General features: G+C 49.7%; 20 protein-coding genes, 1 tRNA gene, 1 pseudogene and 1 other annotated feature. Of the genes and pseudogenes, 17 read left to right on the top strand and 5 right to left on the bottom strand.

Annotated elements, in window-relative coordinates; all coding sequences use genetic code 11:
• Nucleotides 1-101 (top strand): annotated as a pseudogene (locus OCT58_RS07680) (IS30 family transposase); the annotation flags it as partial.
• An 89-nt stretch (nucleotides 102-190) separates the two neighbouring features.
• On the opposite strand, the gene OCT58_RS07675 reads toward OCT58_RS07680, so the two are convergent.
• The gene (locus tag OCT58_RS07675; RefSeq protein WP_267202289.1) at nucleotides 191-1,951 is read right to left on the bottom strand and encodes an adenine deaminase C-terminal domain-containing protein; all 1,761 of its coding nucleotides are present in this window, start codon (nucleotides 1,949-1,951) and stop codon (nucleotides 191-193) included.
• 15 nt (nucleotides 1,952-1,966) lie between these two features.
• Nucleotides 1,967-3,286, bottom strand: coding sequence for an NCS2 family permease (locus OCT58_RS07670; protein ID WP_368669258.1), 1,320 nt, complete (start codon nucleotides 3,284-3,286; stop codon nucleotides 1,967-1,969).
• A gap of 200 nt (nucleotides 3,287-3,486) precedes the next feature.
• Between OCT58_RS07670 and add the strand changes: the two genes are divergently transcribed.
• Complete coding sequence (gene add / locus OCT58_RS07665) at nucleotides 3,487-4,503, top strand: adenosine deaminase (RefSeq protein ID WP_267202288.1); 1,017 nt, start codon at nucleotides 3,487-3,489, stop codon at nucleotides 4,501-4,503.
• 69 nt (nucleotides 4,504-4,572) lie between these two features.
• On the opposite strand, the gene OCT58_RS07660 is transcribed toward add, so the two are convergent.
• On the bottom strand, nucleotides 4,573-4,749 hold the full coding sequence (locus tag OCT58_RS07660; RefSeq protein ID WP_267202287.1) for a DUF3042 family protein: 177 nt from the start codon (nucleotides 4,747-4,749) through the stop codon (nucleotides 4,573-4,575).
• Between the two features lie 112 nt (nucleotides 4,750-4,861).
• Here OCT58_RS07660 and miaA point away from each other — a divergent pair, with 112 nt between their 5' ends.
• From miaA to OCT58_RS07640, 4 genes are all read left to right on the top strand, one after another.
• Nucleotides 4,862-5,785, top strand: a complete 924-nt coding sequence (gene miaA, locus OCT58_RS07655; protein ID WP_267202286.1) for a tRNA (adenosine(37)-N6)-dimethylallyltransferase MiaA — start codon at nucleotides 4,862-4,864, stop codon at nucleotides 5,783-5,785.
• Between the two features lie 249 nt (nucleotides 5,786-6,034).
• Nucleotides 6,035-7,375, top strand: a complete 1,341-nt coding sequence (glnA, locus tag OCT58_RS07650) for a type I glutamate--ammonia ligase (RefSeq protein ID WP_267202285.1) — start codon at nucleotides 6,035-6,037, stop codon at nucleotides 7,373-7,375.
• Between the two features lie 177 nt (nucleotides 7,376-7,552).
• Nucleotides 7,553-9,049: a glutamate--tRNA ligase gene (gene gltX, locus OCT58_RS07645; RefSeq protein WP_267202284.1), complete on the top strand. Its 1,497-nt coding sequence runs from the start codon at nucleotides 7,553-7,555 to the stop codon at nucleotides 9,047-9,049.
• Between the two features lie 126 nt (nucleotides 9,050-9,175).
• On the top strand, nucleotides 9,176-10,351 hold the full coding sequence (locus tag OCT58_RS07640; protein ID WP_267202283.1) for an aminotransferase class I/II-fold pyridoxal phosphate-dependent enzyme: 1,176 nt from the start codon (nucleotides 9,176-9,178) through the stop codon (nucleotides 10,349-10,351).
• Between the two features lie 134 nt (nucleotides 10,352-10,485).
• On the opposite strand, the gene OCT58_RS07635 is transcribed toward OCT58_RS07640, so the two are convergent.
• Complete coding sequence (locus tag OCT58_RS07635) at nucleotides 10,486-10,611, bottom strand: hypothetical protein (RefSeq protein ID WP_267202282.1); 126 nt, start codon at nucleotides 10,609-10,611, stop codon at nucleotides 10,486-10,488.
• A gap of 213 nt (nucleotides 10,612-10,824) precedes the next feature.
• On the opposite strand from OCT58_RS07635, the gene OCT58_RS07630 reads away from it, so the two are divergent.
• The 3 genes from OCT58_RS07630 to OCT58_RS07620 are packed head-to-tail and all read left to right on the top strand — an operon-like array spanning nucleotide 10,825 to nucleotide 13,293.
• A complete protein-coding gene (locus OCT58_RS07630; protein ID WP_267202281.1) occupies nucleotides 10,825-11,718 on the top strand; it encodes an exonuclease SbcC in 894 nt (297 codons plus the stop codon).
• Nucleotides 11,708-12,766 (top strand): hypothetical protein, encoded by a 1,059-nt coding sequence (locus OCT58_RS07625; protein ID WP_267202280.1) that lies wholly within the window; start codon nucleotides 11,708-11,710, stop codon nucleotides 12,764-12,766. The genes OCT58_RS07630 and OCT58_RS07625 overlap by 11 nt, the downstream gene beginning before the upstream one ends.
• A gap of 2 nt (nucleotides 12,767-12,768) precedes the next feature.
• Nucleotides 12,769-13,293, top strand: a complete 525-nt coding sequence (locus tag OCT58_RS07620; RefSeq protein WP_267202279.1) for a hypothetical protein — start codon at nucleotides 12,769-12,771, stop codon at nucleotides 13,291-13,293.
• A gap of 433 nt (nucleotides 13,294-13,726) precedes the next feature.
• Here OCT58_RS07620 and OCT58_RS07615 read toward each other — a convergent pair.
• Nucleotides 13,727-13,800, bottom strand: a tRNA-Arg gene (locus tag OCT58_RS07615).
• Between the two features lie 184 nt (nucleotides 13,801-13,984).
• Between OCT58_RS07615 and OCT58_RS07610 the strand changes: the two genes are divergently transcribed.
• From OCT58_RS07610 to nusB, 8 genes are all read left to right on the top strand, one after another.
• Nucleotides 13,985-14,629 carry a TetR/AcrR family transcriptional regulator gene (locus tag OCT58_RS07610; protein ID WP_267202278.1) on the top strand — a complete coding sequence of 215 codons (645 nt, stop codon included), beginning with the start codon at nucleotides 13,985-13,987 and terminating at the stop codon, nucleotides 14,627-14,629.
• A 107-nt stretch (nucleotides 14,630-14,736) separates the two neighbouring features.
• Nucleotides 14,737-14,806 (top strand) — a sequence feature (ribosomal protein L21 leader region).
• Between the two features lie 13 nt (nucleotides 14,807-14,819).
• Nucleotides 14,820-15,128 (top strand): 50S ribosomal protein L21, encoded by a 309-nt coding sequence (rplU, locus tag OCT58_RS07605; protein WP_267202277.1) that lies wholly within the window; start codon nucleotides 14,820-14,822, stop codon nucleotides 15,126-15,128.
• Nucleotides 15,129-15,143: 15 nt separating this feature from the next.
• Nucleotides 15,144-15,467 (top strand): ribosomal-processing cysteine protease Prp, encoded by a 324-nt coding sequence (locus OCT58_RS07600; protein WP_267202276.1) that lies wholly within the window; start codon nucleotides 15,144-15,146, stop codon nucleotides 15,465-15,467.
• A gap of 23 nt (nucleotides 15,468-15,490) precedes the next feature.
• The gene (gene rpmA, locus OCT58_RS07595; protein ID WP_267202275.1) at nucleotides 15,491-15,772 is read left to right on the top strand and encodes a 50S ribosomal protein L27; all 282 of its coding nucleotides are present in this window, start codon (nucleotides 15,491-15,493) and stop codon (nucleotides 15,770-15,772) included.
• An 86-nt stretch (nucleotides 15,773-15,858) separates the two neighbouring features.
• The gene (locus tag OCT58_RS07590; protein WP_267202274.1) at nucleotides 15,859-16,935 is read left to right on the top strand and encodes a M24 family metallopeptidase; all 1,077 of its coding nucleotides are present in this window, start codon (nucleotides 15,859-15,861) and stop codon (nucleotides 16,933-16,935) included.
• Nucleotides 16,928-17,620 carry a 2'-5' RNA ligase family protein gene (locus OCT58_RS07585; protein WP_267202273.1) on the top strand — a complete coding sequence of 231 codons (693 nt, stop codon included), beginning with the start codon at nucleotides 16,928-16,930 and terminating at the stop codon, nucleotides 17,618-17,620. The genes OCT58_RS07590 and OCT58_RS07585 overlap by 8 nt, the downstream gene beginning before the upstream one ends.
• A gap of 85 nt (nucleotides 17,621-17,705) precedes the next feature.
• Nucleotides 17,706-18,152, top strand: a complete 447-nt coding sequence (locus tag OCT58_RS07580; protein WP_267202272.1) for an Asp23/Gls24 family envelope stress response protein — start codon at nucleotides 17,706-17,708, stop codon at nucleotides 18,150-18,152.
• Entirely contained in the window at nucleotides 18,149-18,559 is a 411-nt protein-coding gene (gene nusB / locus OCT58_RS07575; protein ID WP_267202271.1) for a transcription antitermination factor NusB, read from the top strand. Before OCT58_RS07580 ends, nusB begins: the two co-directional genes overlap by 4 nt.
• Nucleotides 18,560-18,794: the final 235 nt, after the last annotated feature.

The raw sequence follows: 18,794 nt of genomic DNA, 5'->3' as shown, positions 1-18,794 counted from the left end.
TGCATCGTCGGAATAACATTCCTCGCAAGTCATTGAACTACCGCACACCACTTGAAGTATTCATGAAGCACGTCACCGATGAGCAACTAGCTTTTTTCTAACTTAATTTGACATTTCGGGAAATAGAAGAATCATTGCAAAATAAAAGGAGCAAAGGAAAGCTCGCCTTCCTTCGCCCCTGTACTGATAATTACTTCAAAATGGGATTAAAGTATTTTAATTGGGTGTAATCAACGTTTCCACCATCGGTAATTGCCAAATCTGGAATGGCCGTGATTGGCAAGAACGAGAGATAGAAGATCGGGTCGGGAAGCTTGCTCCCAATAGCCCGGGCGCCATCTTGAAGGGCGCGTTCCTTTTGTGCAAGTTCGTGTACGGGCAGGTCCGAACAGATTCCCGCAATTGGCAGTGGCAAATTAGCCACGACTTGACCATCAACGACGACGACCTGACCGCCACCCTGTTTGATTAGGGTATTGGCAGCGAGGGCCATGTCATCATAATTAACCCCGGCCACCACCAGATTATTGTCATCTGGTGCCGCCGTTGTTGCAATGGCACCCTTCTTGAAGGACCAGCCAGAGATAAAGCCGTGTGACTGGTTGCCGTTGATGCCGTAACGTTCGATCACGGATACGAGGGCGACATCCTGATCAATGTCTGGTTCGACAATGCCGTTGACGACGGGCAGTTTAACATCGCGCCGCTTACGAACAAAGGGACCGATCGAATTGATCGTTTCTACCAGGGCCGTACCGTCACCATGTTCGGTGTGGTACTTAAAATCATCGGCGACCAGTGGCTGGTGTTTAACAGTTGAAGTCAGCGCTGCGGAGCGTTCTGGAACAGTAAAGTGGTAGTTTTCCTGACCATCTTGGTAAACCGGTTGGCCCTGGCTGATAACAGTTTCAATATTGAAAGTGCCGGGGTGGTCAACTAAGAGGATATCGGCGCGCTTGCCTGGTGCGATTGAGCCAAGCAGGTTATCAATGTGGTAAGCTTCGGCCGCATTGATCGTAGCCATCTGAATAGCGGTCATTGGGCTCACCCCAGCTTGAATTGCCAAGCGGACCATGTGATCAATGTGGCCGACACTGAGGATACTGGTGGCATTGACATCATCGGAACAAAAACTGGTGTGACGAGCCATGCCTGGAGCATTTTCGGTAATGGCACGAATGTTTTCGTGAAGGAACTTGGTAACGGCCGATTCACGAATGACGGTGTGGATCCCCTTGCGCGCTTTTTCCAAGAATTCATTGTGATCATAACTTTCATGGTCGACCTGAACGCCGCTCATCAGGTATTGGTTGAGGGCCTTTCCCCGGGCCATTGGCGAACAGCCGAAGATTGGCTGGTGATTTTGACGCGCCAGCTCTAAAACCTTCATCGTATCTGGGTCCTTAGTTTCAACCGACTCCCGAACGGTTTCCCAAACACCAAAGCAGCGCGGAGCACTTTGGACCTGGGCGTGGTCCTTGGCCGAGACATCGTAAGCAATGGTTGATTGTGGAATCGTGTACGGCGTCTTGTAAGGGAGCCCCCAAATAACATTAAATGGTAAGCCGTCAATTTCCTTAAAGATTTCCTGCAAGCCATCCAGGCCGATGACGGAGATGTATTCGTCCAGTCCGGTTACGATGCTGGTTGTTCCGTGGGGCAAGACGGCCTGGGCAAACCGGGTCATGCTTAGTTTGCTGCATTCAACGTGAATATGACAGTCAATTAAGCCGGGGGCCAAATATTTACCAGTGGCATCGATTTTTTGAGTGTTTGGGCCAACGTAGGCGGAAACATCGGAATCGACAGCGACAATTCGATCATGATAGATGGCGACATCGGCTTGGTAGTATTCGCTGGTGTTGACATTAATTAGGGTTCCGCCAGTGATGACAAGATCAGCGGGAAGCTTGGCGGCGCCGGCATCAATATATTCGCTTAATTTAGTCATTAGTTGATTCCTCCGTTATTTGGGTAAGATGTTTAAGACGTATAGTAAGACGATGAAGACGAAAAGCATGGTCCACATAATGCCGTTAACTTCCTTGCGCCGACCAGCAGCGGTCATCAGAATTGGGTAGGTCAGGAAACCAAAGGCAATACCGTAAGAAATATTGTAGGTTAAAGGCATTCCGATAACGACCAGGAAAGATGGCAAGGCAATTTCGAATTGATCCCAGTGAATATTCCGCAAGGCTGAGGCCATCAAAACCCCAACGACAATCAGAGCGGAAGCCGTAACCTGGGTTGTAACGACGGTCAGCAATGGTGAAAAGACCATGCTGACAATGAAGAGCAGGCCAACAACGACGGCGGTCAAACCGGTCCGTCCACCAACGGCAATTCCGGCTGATGATTCAACGTAGGCTGAGGTAGGGGTGGTTCCCATGAAAGCACCACCGAGCATGGAGAGGGAATCGGCCATCAAAGCCCGACCGATTCGTGGCATCTTGTTGCCCTTCATGATTCCGGCTTGTTGAGCAAGACCAATCAGGGTTCCGGCAGTATCAAAGAAAGCCACTAACAGGAAGATTAAAACGACGGCCCACATCTTTGGATCAGTCATGACGGAAAGGTGCATGACACCGACCCCCAGCGTTGGCTTCAAGCTTGGTGCTAATGAAATCAGATGGTGCGGTGCTTTAATTAAGCCGGTCAAGAGGCCAAGAAGAGTAGAAGCAACCAGTCCGATAAAGATGGCACCGGGAACGTGCCGGGCCATTAAAATTGCAATCACAAAAATACCGAAGATCGTCAGCCAAACGGTCGGAACGGTGAAGGAACCGATCGCAACTAATGAGGATTTGCTGGCAACGATCAGACCGCCACCCTGCAGACCAACGAAGGAAATAAAGATTCCAATCCCGGCAGCCATGGCATACTTCAAATCTTGTGGGATCGCGTCAATTACAATTTCACGGACCCGCATAAATGACAGGATTGTAAAAAGAACGGCAGCGACGAAGACTCCGGCCATGGCATCTTGCCACGGAATTCCCATTGCAAGGACGACCGAATAAGTAAAGAAGGCGTTATCGCCAAGCCCAGGTGCGATCGCGATCGGGTAATTGGCTAAGAAGCCCATTAAAAAGCAGCCCAGGATCGCGGAAAGGGCGGTTGCTGTAAAAACAGCGCCCTTATTCATTCCAGCGGCTCCCAGAATGGAAGGGTTGACGAAAAGAATATAGGCCATGGAAACAAAAGTGGTTAATCCGGCGAGACTCTCGCGACGGATTGAAGTTCCACTTGCGCTTAAATGAAAGAACTGATCAATTCTTCCATTGATGCTTCCAGTATTGTTTGTAGATAATGTTCGTGATTTATTCACGATGCACACTCCTTTTATATCTGTGTGTTTGGATTATTGCATACAAAATCTGATTATTCAAGCAAAAATATACGTTTTCGCCGTTGAAAACGAATTTTTACATGATATAATATGATTAATCGCAAATAAGGGCGAACGATATTAAGGAGGAACCATTAATGACTACGGAAGTTACGAAGGAATTCACACATGGCTTACCAAAGGCGGAGCTGCATGTTCATATCGAAGGGACATTGGAACCAGAATTAAAGCTGAAGCTTGCTAAGCGTAACCATGTTGATATCGGCCAATCCACGATTGAAGAAGTTCGCAAATCCTACCAATATAATGACCTGGCCTCTTTTTTGGCCGTCTACTATCCTGCAATGAACGTCTTGCAGACGGAACAGGATTTCTATGACTTGGCAATGGACTACCTGCACCGGGCCGCTGCCAATAATGTGCGGCACGTGGAAATCTTCTTTGATCCGCAAGCCCACACATCCCGTGGTATTTCGTTCGCAACGGTTATTAATGGTTTATACAAGGCCACGGTTGATGCCCGGGCCTTAAATATTGATGCCCGGCTGATTATGTGCTTCTTACGGGACCTGTCACGGGATTCCGCGCGCAAGACCCTGGAAGAGGCCCTCAAGTACAAGGATAAGATTATCGGGGTCGGCTTGGATTCCGATGAACACAACAACCCGCCGATGAAGTTCTTTAACCAGTTCACTAAGGCCAGTGCGGAAGGGTTCCATTTGACTGCCCACGCTGACATTGACCAAAAGGACTCTATTGAACACATTCGTCAGTTGCTCGAAGTCATCGGGGTTGAACGTGTTGATCACGGGACAAACGTGGTTGAAGATCCAGACCTGGTTGACTTTGCTGCTAAGAACCAGATCGGCTTTACCTCTTGCCCACTATCGAATTCCTTTGTTAGTCCGTACATGAAGGGGAAAGAAGTGCTTGAGCTTTTGAAGAAGGGCGTGAAGGTTTCGATTCACTCCGATGACCCGGCCTACTTTGGCGGCTACATCGGTGATAATTACTATGCCATTGCTTCCAAGTTCAATCTGACGCGGGATCAAGTCATCACCCTGGCACGGAACTCATTTGAAACCAGTTGGATTAGTGACGAGCAAAAAGCTCTGTATCTCAAGGAACTGGATGACTATGTTGCTAAGCATTAATTAAAAAGGCCAACCAGCAAGAATCAATTAACCCTTGCTGGTTGGCCTTTAGCTTTTTAAAACAAACCGTTAAATTTGGTGAGCGGAACGACCCTTCCGGATGGCTGCCCGCCGGTTTTCGTCAAACTTTTCTTCTTGATCTTCCACCGGCTTGATGACCGTCTTGTGGAATGCGAGGGCCCCACTGGCAATGGCTGCGATCGTGGATGCGGCACCGATAAAAATCCCTTTAGTTAATGCTTTCATCAGCAATTCCTCCTTTAGTTATTAGCTTAATTCTATTATGATTTACTTAGGGTAGATTTACCAGTATTAAGCAAGAATTTCACAATAAATTATAAATTAAGGAAGCGGACAAATGACAAAAGTAGTAGCAATTGTGGGCCCCACCGCGGTCGGGAAAACGGCCCTGTCGATTGAGGTGGCCAAGGCCTTTGACGGGGAAGTGATCTCTGGAGATTCGATGCAGGTTTATCGGCACCTCGACATTGGGACGGCCAAGGTGACGCCGGATGAGATGGCGGGGATCCCCCATCATCTGATCGATATTTGCGACGTCGACGAGCGTTATTCGGCCGCCATTTTTAAGCACCAGGCCGAGCAGCAGATTGAGCAGATCGCAGGTCGCCACCATCTGCCGCTGATCGTGGGTGGCACAGGGATGTACTTGTGGACTCTGACCGACAACCTTACCTTAGGACGGGACCACTTCGATGCCGAATCCGCCCAGATTCGCCAGCACTGGACCACGGTTGCCAAAGAAAAGGGAGAGGCCTATGTGCGGGCCCACCTTGCCCAGCTTGACCCAGCGGCAGAAAAGGCGATTGCTAGGGGAAACCTGCGGCGGGTCATTCGCGCCATTGAAGTGGTCGAAAAGACCGGCCAGCTTTTTTCAGAGCAACCCCACCTAGAGGCCGAAAATGACTACCTGCTGATCGGGCTGACAACCGACCGAGCCGTCTTATACGAACGGATTAATCGCCGGGTCGACCAGATGATGGCGGCTGGTTTGCTGAAGGAGGCCCGCTGGCTCTATGACCAGGGTGGGGCCGAACTACCGGCGGGCAAGGGAATTGGCTACCACGAGTTTTACCCGTACTTTGCCGGTGAGGTGGATCTTCAGACGGCCGTGGAGAAGGTCAAGCGGGATTCGCGCCGCTATGCCAAGCGCCAGCTGACCTGGTTCCGCAACAAGATGCCGGTCCACTGGTTCGACCTGGTCAGCGGCCGGGATCGGCCTGAACAAATCAATGGGCTGATCCATGATTGGTTAATTAAATAAAGTTTAGTTGACGAAATAATTATAATTAAGTAAAAATACGATTATTGATTGACTTGTGCCGGAGCGGTTGGTATTCTTAGACACGTATTGAAAAGGTGATTGACAGGTTAATCGAATGGTAAGCACGAACGATTGGTATATGCCAAACTCGATAGTTGGCATTGGGTAATTATTCATGTCGCTTAATAAAATTAAGCTGGATTGCCGGTAGCTTTAGCGCAGTTGGTATTTTGAAAGGGAATGAAATTTATGGCTAAGCGAGAATATACAAAAGATGAAGTTCGTCAAATGGTGAAAGATGAAGATATTCGTTTCTTGCGCGTGATGTTCACCGACCTGCAGGGGAAGATCAAGAGTGTTGACCTGCCGGTAAGTCAACTCGACAAGCTGATGGACAACAAGATCATGTTTGACGGTTCCTCAATCGATGGTTTTGTACGAATTGAAGAAAGTGACATGTACCTCTACCCTGACATGGCAACCTGGCTGGTCTTTCCATGGGGAGCTGAGCACGGGAAGGTTGCCCGGGTAATCTGCAGCGTCCACATGACCGACGGCAAGCCATTTGCCGGGGACCCACGGAACAACCTGAAGCGGGTGCTCAAGGACATGCAGAAGCTGGGCTTTGCCGACTTCAATATCGGTCCTGAACCAGAATTCTTCCTTTTCAAGCTGGACGAAAACGGCAACCCAACGGCAACTGTTAACGACCAGGAAAACTACTTCGACATGGAACCCGCCGATCGCGGTGAAGATTGCCGGCGCGACATTGTCTTAGCCCTGGAAAAGATGGGCTTCGACGTTGAAGCAGCCCACCACGAAGTTGCCCCTGGCCAGCACGAAGTCGACTTCAAGTACGCCAATGCCCTGGAAGCCGCTGATAACATTCAAACCTTCAAGCTAGTCGTAAAGACGATCGCTAAGAAGTACGGCCTGCACGCCACCTTTATGCCAAAGCCATTGTCCGGCATTAACGGTAGTGGGATGCACCTGAACATGTCCCTCTTTGATCAGAAAGGGCACAACGCCTTCTACGACGAAAACGACGCCAACCAGCTTTCTCAAACGGCCTACCACTTCCTGGGCGGCCTGATGAAGCACGCCCGGAGCTTCACCGCCATCTGCAACCCAATCGTTAACTCCTACAAGCGCCTGGTTCCAGGATACGAAGCACCGGTCTACGTGGCCTGGTCCACTTCCAACCGTTCACCACTGATTCGGATCCCAAGCGACCGGGGGATGGGGACCCGACTGGAGCTGCGGTCTGCCGACCCGGCTGCTAACCCGTACCTGGCCATCGCCAGTGTCCTAGCAGCCGGCCTGGATGGTCTGCGCAACGACCTGCCACCGGTTCACAACATTAACGAAAACATCTACACGATGAGTCTCAAGGAACGCCAAGAAAAGGGAATTGTCAACCTGCCTGACACCCTCCACAACGCCTTGAAGGACCTGGCTGCCGACGACGTGATCAAGGATTCCCTGGGTGAGCACCTCTACGACAGCTTCATGGAAGCCAAGACTCGGGAATACGAGGGCTACCGGCAACACGTTTCTGGTTGGGAACGCCAACAATACATGGAATACTAATCAAAACAATTGAACACCAAAAGGGCAGTGGGACAGAATTCACCAGCGAATCCTGTTTCACTCCCTTTTCTTGTGCCAGCGACTTTTGATTGACAAATAGCTGCTTTCAGATACAATTATACTTGTTGTAATAGCGGCTTTTTACCGCTAATTAGTTACTAAAGGAGAATCTATATAATGGACAAAAAGGTCAGAGTTCGGTATGCACCAAGTCCAACCGGTTTCTTGCATATTGGAAATGCGCAATCAGCATTGTTTAACTACTTATTTGCATGCCACTTCGACGGCACGATGGTTCTGCGGATTGAAGACACGGATACCAAGCGCAACGTTGAAAACGGTGAAGCCAGCCAGCGGGACAACCTGCACTGGTTAGGAATCGACTGGGATGAAGGTCCGAATAAGCCAAATCCAAAGTATGCACCATACCGGCAGAGCGAACGGAATGCACAGGGAATTTACCACAAGTACATCCAAGAGCTCTTGGACAAGGGAATTGCCTACAAGGACTACACGACCGAAGAAGAACTGAAGGAAATGCGTGAACGTCAGCGGGCTAACAAGGAAGCGCCCCACTACGACGGCCGGTGGTACGGCAAGAGCGAAGAGGAACAAAAGGCGGCCGAAGCTAAGGGCTTGAAGCCAACCATTCGTTTCCACTTCCCAAAGAACCATGACTACGAATGGGACGACATCGCCCGGGGTCACGTTTCCTTCAACTCCGACAATCTCGGTGGGGACTTCATTATTGAAAAGTCCGACGGGATGCCAACCTACAACTTTGCCGTTGTCGTTGATGACCACTCGATGGACATCACCCACGTTCTGCGTGGTGCTGACCACATCTCCAACACGCCAAAGCAGATTGCCATCTACGAAGCACTGGGCTGGGAGCACCCAACCTTCTGCCACATCCCGTTGATCTTCAACCCGAAGACTGGGAAGAAGCTGAGTAAGCGGGACAAGGATACCCTGCAGTTCATCAGCGAATACAAGCGTCACGGTTACCTGCATGAAGCAATCTTCAACTTCATTGCCTTCCTGGGCTGGTCACCAAAGGGCGAACGGGAAATCTACTCCAAGGATGAACTGATCAAGGTTTACGATCCCGACCGGATGTCCAAGGCCCCAGCCTACTTCGACCAAAAGAAGCTTGACTGGATGAACGGCCAATACATCAAGCAGATGGACATTGACGAACTGACCAAGCGGACGATGGAACTGGTTGCCGAAGGGGAAACCGACGAGGCCAAGCGCCTGCAGTCAATCCCTGAAGATCAGCTGGAAGACCTGCTGAAGAAGACCCTTGGCGTTCACCAGCGCGACGTTGAAAAGCTCCTGGAAGTAATGCAGTACGCCTGGGACTACTACAACGTCTTGAATCAAGAGTTCGACTACGATCAAATCCTGGCCAAGGACGGCTTTACCAAGGAAGACGTCACGGCAGTTCTGCAAAATCTGCGGGCCAAGATTGCGGAAGGCCGGACCGATTACGCTGCGGCCATCAAGGAAGTCGGTAAGGAAACCGGCATCAAGGGTCGTTACCTCTGGTTCCCACTGAACTTTGCCTTCACCGGTGCCATCTCAGCTCCACAGATTTACCAAATCATGGACATTTACGGCGAACAGACCAACCTGGCCCTGCTTGACCGGATGATTGATGCCCTGAAGTAAAAAGAATTAATAAAGTCGAATGGCATTGCCGCCGTTCGACTTTTTTCTGTAGCTGGGCTTGACCAGTATTGCACAAATCAGTTAGGCTATAAGTAAAGCCAAACTGACGAAAGGATTTGATAAGCAATGGTTGAGATGAGTAAACACATGCGAACGACGCTGAAGGATGTGCCGACACTGAAAATTTTTGATTTTTCAAGCTACGTGGCGCAGATCCCGGATGTGATCAAGTTTACGGTGGGCGAGCCGGACTTTGATACGCCCGAATACATCAAGCAGGCAGGGATCCGGGCACTCGAAAACAACCGGACCCATTATGCACCGCAACGGGGGACTGCGGGCCTGCTCCAGGCGGTTTCCGACACCCTCAGTGATCGTTACGACCTTCACTATGATCCTAAGACTGAAATTCTGATTACCAACGGGGTCACCGAGGGGGTCTACTCAGCGATTGCCGCGGTGACTAATCCCGGAGATGTTGTTTTGGTCCCGACACCGACCTTCTCCATTTATGGTCCAGATTCCCTGATTAACGGGGCCGAGCCCGTCGAGGTTGATACGTCCGTGACCGATTTCAAGCTGACGCCGGAATTACTGCAGTCTTATCTGGATAAGTACGGCGACCGGGTCAAGGCGGTGATCATCGTCAACCCGTCCAACCCAACCGGGGTCGTTTACAGCCAAGAGGAGCTCGATGCCCTGGCCGACTTGATTCGCGACAAACCGATCTTTGCCATCAGCGACGAGATCTATAGCGAACTCAACTACGATGGCCACTATGCTTCGATGGCCCGGACCCTGCCGGAGCAGACGATTCTGACGAACGGCCTGTCAAAGTCCTATGCAATGACTGGTTGGCGGATCGGCTACCTCTGCGCGCCCAAGGCAGTCACTGCGCAAATCTTTAAGGTGCATTCCTTTATCATGACCGACGTGGCCACCTTCACCCAGGACGCGGCCGAGGCGGCCCTGCGCGGGGGCTTGGATGCTACCCGGGAGATGGACCGGCAGTACGTTGAGCGCCGGGACTACATGCGTGAGCGCCTGGAGAAGATGGGCTTTAAGTGCTCACGGCCGATGGGGGCCTTCTACATCTTCGCCAAGATTCCGGCTTTCCTAGAGCAGGATGACACTAAGCTGATTTACCAAATGGCTAAAGAAGCCAAGGTTGCAGCTGCAGCCGGGGCTTACTTCGGCGCCGGGGGCGAGGGCTACCTGCGTTTCAGCTACGCTACGGCGATGGACCAGATCAAAGAGGGGATGGACCGGCTCGAACGGTTCTGCCAAGAACAACAGCAATAATACAAAAGCGAGTGGAAAATAACCATATGTCCCACGGTTACGACGCGGAGCTAGCCTTTGGTTTTCCACGTTATCAAAAAAGCGCAAGCGACCAAAAATCGCTTGCGCTTTTAATTTGGATTGTTTCAAAAAGCTTAGTCGCTCAGTTTCTTGGCTTCTTCGTCAAGCTTTGCGAAACCAGAGCCATCAGGCTTCTTGCTCCCACGCTTTTCCATAGCCTTACGGGCCATTTCCTTACGTTCTTGTTTGCTCAGTGCCATAATTAACTTCGCCTCTTTTCGAAACGCTCCGTCTGAGAACAGATATTATACATCTGTAAAACATCTGTTACCCATATTATAATTCAAATTATAAAAAAGGCAAGATTGATCAATTTAATTGTTAAGAAAGTCCTCAATTGATGATTTGCTTCTTTAAAATTTCATAAAAATTGGCTAAGATTAGACTAGTATTCAAAACAAGGAGACATGTTTATGGCAAGTGAAGAACAATCGAGTCGCGCCGTAGATGTTAGTCAGAAGATTAAGCACCGAATTGCGACCAAGGTGAAGTATCTGCAGGCCCTCAATCAGGCCATTGATGAGCACCAGGACCGGGAAGTTTATCGCCTTTTGGATAACCAGCGGTACGCCAAGGAGATCGAACACCGCGAGCTGCAGCCCAATGACGAGGGGGTTATGAGTCTCGTCGATGATCTGGCGGACCAACTGAGCGATTACCTGAGCGTTAACCTGATTAATTACCTGGGCAAGGCCTACCCATTCTTCTACTACGAGGAATACCAGACCGGCCATTACCGGATTTATTTCGGGAATTGGTGGGATCGGCGGCGCTTTGGTGAACTGGACGTCTTAAACGTCCGCTTCTCCTTTGACCAAACCGAATATGACATGTTGAAGGAATCCTTTAAGCTGGCGCGGGAAAACAAGCGTTACAACAGCGACCGGATCGACAAGATTTCCAGTGAGAATGACCACCTTCAGGACTTGATTGATCACCAGCGGGAGCGCGAAGAAAAGAAAGCCGATATTCAGGCCCAATTAAAGGATATCAACTCGCATTCCGGCCTGTTTGAGTCTAGTCGGAACCGGGAAACCAGAGAAGAATTGGTCGGTCAGCTCCAAAAGCTGGAGGATCAGGAAGAGGAAGCCCGGACCGCTGTTCAGACGATCAAGGAAAACGAGCAGGTCGTCCTGGCCCTTTCCAAGGAAAACACGATTTTAAGCTACGAGCAAAAGAGCATCATCGACACCTTTGGCAGTTTTGAAGATTTCGAGCTTGCCAACCGCAATCTCTATGCTAATTACCTGGAAAGCCTGGGTGGGCAGGATGCCGACGGAAAGCAGGTGAGTGAAGATGACAAGTAATAAGATCGTTGATTCACCATCCGCACGGGTAACGGCGCTGGCGGATTCCTTTAAGAGTGTCCTCAAACGGGGGCAGCAATACGTCGATCTTTTGGATCAGCTGGCCGAAACCAATCAAGCTAATGAGCTGCTTGCGGCGGCCACGGCCCTGACCAAACTGGATTTGAGCAACGCCTTCATCGATTTTCCGCAGCATTACCAGGCCGCCGACTACTACATGCTCTTCATGGGGAGACTGCTTGAAATGCATCAGGTCAACGCCGTCAAGGTCAACGAAAACGGCCAGCACCAGTTTGTGGCGACCATTGACCCGCTCGACGACGCCGTCTTTAAGTTTGAGGTCGGTGGCAACGGTGAGGCGGCCTTCACTGAACAAAACCAGGCCCAGCCACTCTTTTACCTGAACTTCAACGACCGGCTCTTCCAGTTCAATAACCGGGCTTTGGTCAACTACTTCATTGTTTATGCCTTGAAGAAGCATTCCGATCTCGAACTACGGGATGCCATTAAGCCGCTGATTAAGTTTGCCAACGAACTGGCAGACGACTTGGACTTCACCATTAACCTGGGAATCCTGAACACGGCTAATGCCGAGCGCTTTAAGCTCCGTGAGCCCGATCTTAAATTGACCGTGATCGACCGACTCTTTGTTCGGACGGCCGAAACCGACTATATGCTGATGAATCTGCCGCATAATAGCGGGGCCGAGCTCCTGCTGGATCAGGGGATCAAATTGGACCTTTCGTTTGACCCCGATGATTACAGTCAGGAATGGGCCTTCCAGGTGAAGGATCCCGGTGAGCAGGTCTCCTTCTTTGATATTCTGTTGCATTACAACCTGGTTCGGCAATGGTATCTCAATGACCGGCCGGCCCTGGCTGTGCGGTCCGAAGAGATGGTGATTGCCCCCGATGATGACCAGGCGGACGAAGCAGCTACCGTCGCTACGGAGCCGGCAACGGAAGAGAAGCCAGCGGAGACGACGGATTCGTCGGCTGATGACGCAGTCGCTAGTGAGAACGAAGAATCTGTGGATAAGGAAGATTAATTGTGTTAGATATTACGAAGATGCTGCACGCGGTGGTCGACTTGGAATACGCGATTGACGATCACCAGGAGCTGCTGATTGGCCCAGATGCCCGCCGGCAGACGATCATTGTTTGGCTTGACACACAGCTGGCGGCTTTTGCTGATGATGCGGCCTGGGCCAAGGTGCTTACCAAAGCACCGGTTGATCGCGCAGGGCTCAAGGATCACTACCTCAAGAGCCTGGCCCTGATGCTCCTGTATAGTGCTAAGCAACAGTGGACCCAGCTAGTGGTGATGGACGAATCGAGCTGGCAGCGAATTGTTGGGGCACAACAGTCAACTAAGCTGGCGGACCTTAACAAGGAATACCTGGCAGTCAAGCATTTCTTAAGCGGGGCTTACTACAGTCACCGTCAGGAAGACTTTCGTCACGCCTGGCACCTCTTGCTTAAGATGGGGATTGTTGATTTTGGTCTCCAACCGGCTGATCTTGAAGCCAGTTACCAGCAGTTGATGCGGGATTTGCATGCCAAGTTCGCCGAATAAAAAACGTTGTAGCATTTATAGTTATATAACAATAAAGGGACTAGTGAGAAAATAACTCACTAGTCCCTTTATTAATGAAGTAAATCAAATTACGCGTTTCGATCGCGGGCGGCAGCACTATGCTTGCCAGGTTCCTGAAGATTGGAAATCACGTTGCCGACGATTGAGCCAACTAAAATTAAAACAATAATTGCAAATGGTAACATAATTAATCACCTCAAAAACATCTTCTACTTAACATTATTGTTACTAATGCCAAAATTTGCAATGTTTTTGTAACATTAATGGGGCAATCTTAAACAATTATTAAAGAAATGATTAATAAAACGCCCCAATTCCAAAAGAATTAGGACGTTGGCACACTTTCTGCACACCATCTGCACACCATAGAATTAAAGGTGTTGATATACCGGGCCTGCTGGGCCCATTTTAATGAGACGAGTGGGGATTGAACCCACAACCTTCGGTTTAGAAGACCGATGCTCTATCCAATTGAGCTATCGTCCCAAACAAATTTAAGTATATAATCTGTTTACCAGTCATGTCAACGGCATTTCACCTCTTATAATTTTTTTGTTAGAATAAATAGCTTTATTATTTGACAAAGCGCTTTCAATACCATTATACTTTGTATAGGTAGAAGTATATCAGTAAGGGGGTACTTAAGCTTATAATGAAGGGATGATGATTTATGGCTGTTAATAAAACAGACCCACGCGTGATCAAAACTCGTAATAGTTTGCGCAAGGCTCTTGTTTATCTGATGCGTCGTGAAAAGATCGAAAATATTAGCGTGCAGAAGATCACTGAAACTGCCAACATCACCCGAGGAACTTTCTATCTCCATTATCGTGACAAACAGGACTTTATTGAGTCAGCCATGAAGGACATCCTTGATGACTTCTTTGACCAGGTAATGGTTGATAGCGAGGACTATAGCTTGTCAAAAGAGCGGACGGTGCAGGTAATTTCTCTGCAGAAGGCATTTCAGTATATTGAAAACAATGCCGATATTTTTGATGTTCTTTTGAATAACGAAAATAATACCGGCTTCTACGAACAGTTCTACAATCGCTTGGCCGATTATTTGACCACTTATGGTAATGTTGTTAATAATAATCAAAAACAGCTTATGGTCCCTGTAAATTTGCAGATTTCCTTCATTGTTTCAGCGTTTCTTGGATTAATCAGTCACTGGCTTGAGGACGGAATGATTTACACCTCACGCTACATGACCCAGAGCACCGAGAAGATGTTTGATACACTTAACCGGGAGGGCGCGCCTCTAGTCGACTTTTTTGGTGGCGAGAAAGAGTCAGTTCTGGAAGAAATCTAACCCAAACGGCTTGACGACAGTCACTGTGGTGGTGGCTGCCGTTTTTTGAACTTTTAGTTGACGCTGCTCATAAAATTTGCTATTATACAAACGTTGTATTTGTGAACCAACAACTACAACCGCGCGCTATCAAGTTCAAAGCACTAGCTGCTTGATTCGGCGAGTCTTAGATATTAAGGAGGTGCACAATATGTACGCAATTATTGTTACTGGCGGCAAGCAATACAAGGTTGAAGAAGGTAAGTCAATCTTTGTTGAAAAGCTTGATGCTAAGCAGGGTGACAAGGTAACTTTTGACAAGGTAATCCTGGTCAGCGGTGACGACACCAAGATTGGTACGCCATACGTTGACGGTGCCGCTGTTGAAGGTACTGTTGAAAAGCAAGGCAAGGAAAAGAAGGTTGTAACCTTCAAGTACAAGCCAAAGAAGCACACCCACACTAAGCAAGGTCACCGTCAACCATACACTAAGGTAACGATCGACAAGATTAACGCTTAATGCGGAGGTGAGGTCATGATTCACGCAAGCTTTCAGCATGATGCGAATCAGCGAATCACCGCTTTTAAGATGACCGGACACGCCGATGCTGGCCCCTATGGTCAAGATATCGTCTGTGCAGCGGTTTCAGCACTGTCAATCTCCACGATCAATGGCTTGGAACAAGTCGTAAAGTCCCAGCCACAAGTGAAGCAGGACAGTGCCAACGGTGGCTTTTTGGAGGTCACCGGGTTGGGAGTAGACCACGATAGTCAACTCCTGCTTACAACTTTCCAGAATGGCCTTTTAGACATCCAGGAAAGCTATCCTGATAACATTGAAGTTCAAATGTTAAAATAGTTCATTTCCGGAGGTGAACAACTATGATTATGGATTTGCAATTCTTCTCCCACCACAAGGGGGGCGGTTCCACTGCCAACGGTCGGAACTCAGCTGGTCGTCGTCTTGGTACTAAGGCTGCTGATGGTTCCATCGTAACTGCTGGCTCAATCATCTACCGTCAACGTGGTACGCACATTCACCCAGGTGAAAATGTCGGCCGTGGTGGTGACGATACCCTTTACGCAAAGATCGCCGGTGTTGTTAAGTTTGAACGCATGGGCCGTGACAACCGTAAGGTATCTGTTTACCCGGTTGAAGCTTAATTAACCAAAGCACTGCTTTTTGAAGCGGTGCTTTTTTGTTTACCTGGATAAAGTATAATAGAAGAAAAACGTTGGAGGAAAAAACAATGACCCGAATTGAACGCCTGCAAAAACGGTTACCCAAGCTGTATTTGGACGCCTTTGTCATCACCGACCCTGCAAATATCTTTTACCTGACCGGCTTTCAACTGATGGCCGGCGATGGTTACCTGCTCGTCACGACCAACAACGCGATTATCGTTTCTGACGATCGTTATGAGCTGGCCTTAGCCGAGTTCGAAAACGATGAGGTTGTGGCGACAATCACTCGCGACTACTACGGGGCCCTCAATCGAATCTGCAAGGCCCTCAAGGTAACGGTGCTGGGCTATGAGGATACGGTTTCCTATCGTCTCTACGACATCCTGGACGAGGTGATGGAGGTCGATATCGTTCCCTTTACTAACCTGATTGAAAAGATGCGGATGATCAAGGACAGCGATGAACTGGCCCGGTTGCAACGAGCTGCCGACCTGGCCAGCCAAGGTTATCAGTACCTGCTGACCCAGGTTCATCCAGGAATTAGCGAGCGCCAGTTGGCCAACCGGCTCGATTTTTGGATGAAGGAGCATGGTGCAAGTGGTGCTTCCTTCCCAACGATTGTGGCCAGCGGTGCCAATTCGGCCAAGCCGCACGCGACGGCCAGCGATAAGTTAATTGCCGATGGCGATGTCGTAACCCTTGACTTTGGCTACTTTGTTGATGGCTACACCGCCGATCTGACACGCACCTTTGCCGTGGGCTCCATCGATCCGGAGCTGCGGGACATTTACGAAATTGTCAATATTGCCCGTCAACAGGTGATCGATCACGTTCAGGTGGGCATTCGCGGGAACAAGCTGGATGCCGCGGGCCGGCAAGTAATTACCGACGCCGGTTACGATGATGAATTCAACCACGGGATGGGTCACGGTATTGGCCTGGCCGTCCATGAGCTGCCCGCCAGCTACGGTCCGAATGCCAGTGAAGTTCAGCTGGTCAATAACGAGGTAATCACGGTCGAGCCTGGCATCTACGTTCCCGAGCTCGGTGGGGTCCGGATTGAGGACGACGTGGTGGTAACCCACGGCGGGCCGCGGGTGTTGACAACGGCGCCAATCGACCTGGTGATCGTCGATGACTAGAATGGAAGAGCTTGCCCGCCTCTATGCCGAAATCGATGCGCGGGGGCAAGGCGCCATCGAGCAGGGACAAGAAGAGCTTGATCCCTACCTGGCAGGACAAAAAATAGATGAGCGGCGCGGCTTGCCCCTGCTTATTCGCCTGCCCGCCCACCTGAGTCGCAACATCAACTTTAGCTTGCAGAGCTTGAAGCAACTAGCACCGGAAAATTATTATTACCCGGCTGCAGATATGCACATCACCGTCATGGACCTGCTCGGTGCCCGGCCCAATATCGACTGGTTGCAAGTTCCGTTAAAAGACTATTGTACTGTTATTCGAGATTTGGCCGCTCAAACCACACCGTTCGACTGGCGGCTGGCCGGTCTGATCACCAGTCCCGGTGCGATCATGGTGAAGGGAACTTACTCCGCCAACCTGGCTGTTTTCCGCCAAGAGCTGCGTAAGGACCTGGCAAAAGCAAACCTGCCGCTGGCGGAACGCTACCCGACGATTTCGGGGCACGTCACGGTGGCTCGTTTCGCCCATCCCCTCCAGCAGCGGACGCAATTGCTGCACCTATTAAAGGAAGATGCCCGGCTGCCATTTGGCGAATTCCGGGTCCACCAGCTGGACCTGGTGATTCACGACTGGTATAATCATCATTCCAAGCTGATCGGCAGCTTCCAACTGGCCGGTGAACATTGATTTTTAAGGTTGTTTAGTGCAAAATAGAATAAGTAATCTAAAATTAGGGTGATTCCTAATCGCGAAGAGAAGTGGAGGACTAACAATGGCAGAAGATTCAAAGATTATCCTCAATAACGATGATCAAAGCCTGGGGACGATTCAGATCGCGCCACGGGTATTAGAAATCATCGCTGGTATTGCCGCCAGCGAGGTCGAGGGCGTCTCCAAGATGTACGGCTCCTTTGCCAACAGCGTCAGCGAACTGCTGGGCCGTTCCGATTTTCGGCGGGGCGTGAAGATCGTCAACAACAATGATGATCTGACAATTGACGTCGACGTATATGTTGAATACGGGGTTTCGGTCCCGAAGGTTGCTGAACTGATCCAGAAGCGGATCAAGCAGCAGGTGGCCCTGATGACCAGCCTGAAGGTCACCGAGGTTAACGTGCACGTTAAGGGCGTAGTGGCCGCGGAACAGGACCAGGCCGTGGACCCGAATGATATTTTTGGTGGAAAGAAAGACGACAAGGAAGCGGGGAACAATCAATGAGCTTAAATCGACATCAGATTCGTGAGGAAGCCTTTCAGGTTTTGTTCGCGTTACAGACCGATTCTGACGCGGACTTAGCGACGATCTACCAGTCGATTCCGCATCACGACCGCAAGGAAATCCCTGCTTACCTCCAGGCCCTGGTTGAGGGCGTTTCCGAACATCAGGGCGAGCTTGATCAAGAAATTAGCTCGCTGCTGGCCGCCGGTTGGACGATCGAGCGGCTTGCCAAGCCTGACCTGGTAATTTTGCGGTTAGCCCTGTTTGAAATGCAGTATGTTGATGATGTACCAACTGCCGTGGCGATCAACGAAGCCTTGGAACTCACCAAGACCTTCAGTAATGATAAGTCCCGCAAGTTTATCAACGGTGCCCTGGGGAAGTTCGAACAACAGCTGGAAAAGTAAGCTAACAAAACGCTGATTTCTTCAAAAACGAACGAAATCAGCGTTTTAATGTGGAAAAGTTCAGTTAAACACGTAAAACATGTTAAAATAAAGACCGACATCTAGTTTTTTAGAGTCATGTGGTAATAAGTCAAGATAAAATTATCACTGACAAACTTGTTTTGACCAGATTTTTGACGCACTTAAATAAGCCTTGGTACCAAGGTGTTTTAAAAGCTAAGCGTCGAGAATCAAT

It is taken from the genome of Limosilactobacillus kribbianus, assembly GCF_026413145.1.
GTDB classification, from domain to species: Bacteria; Bacillota; Bacilli; order Lactobacillales; family Lactobacillaceae; genus Limosilactobacillus; species Limosilactobacillus kribbianus.
This window is presented reverse-complemented; position numbering and strand designations above follow the sequence as displayed.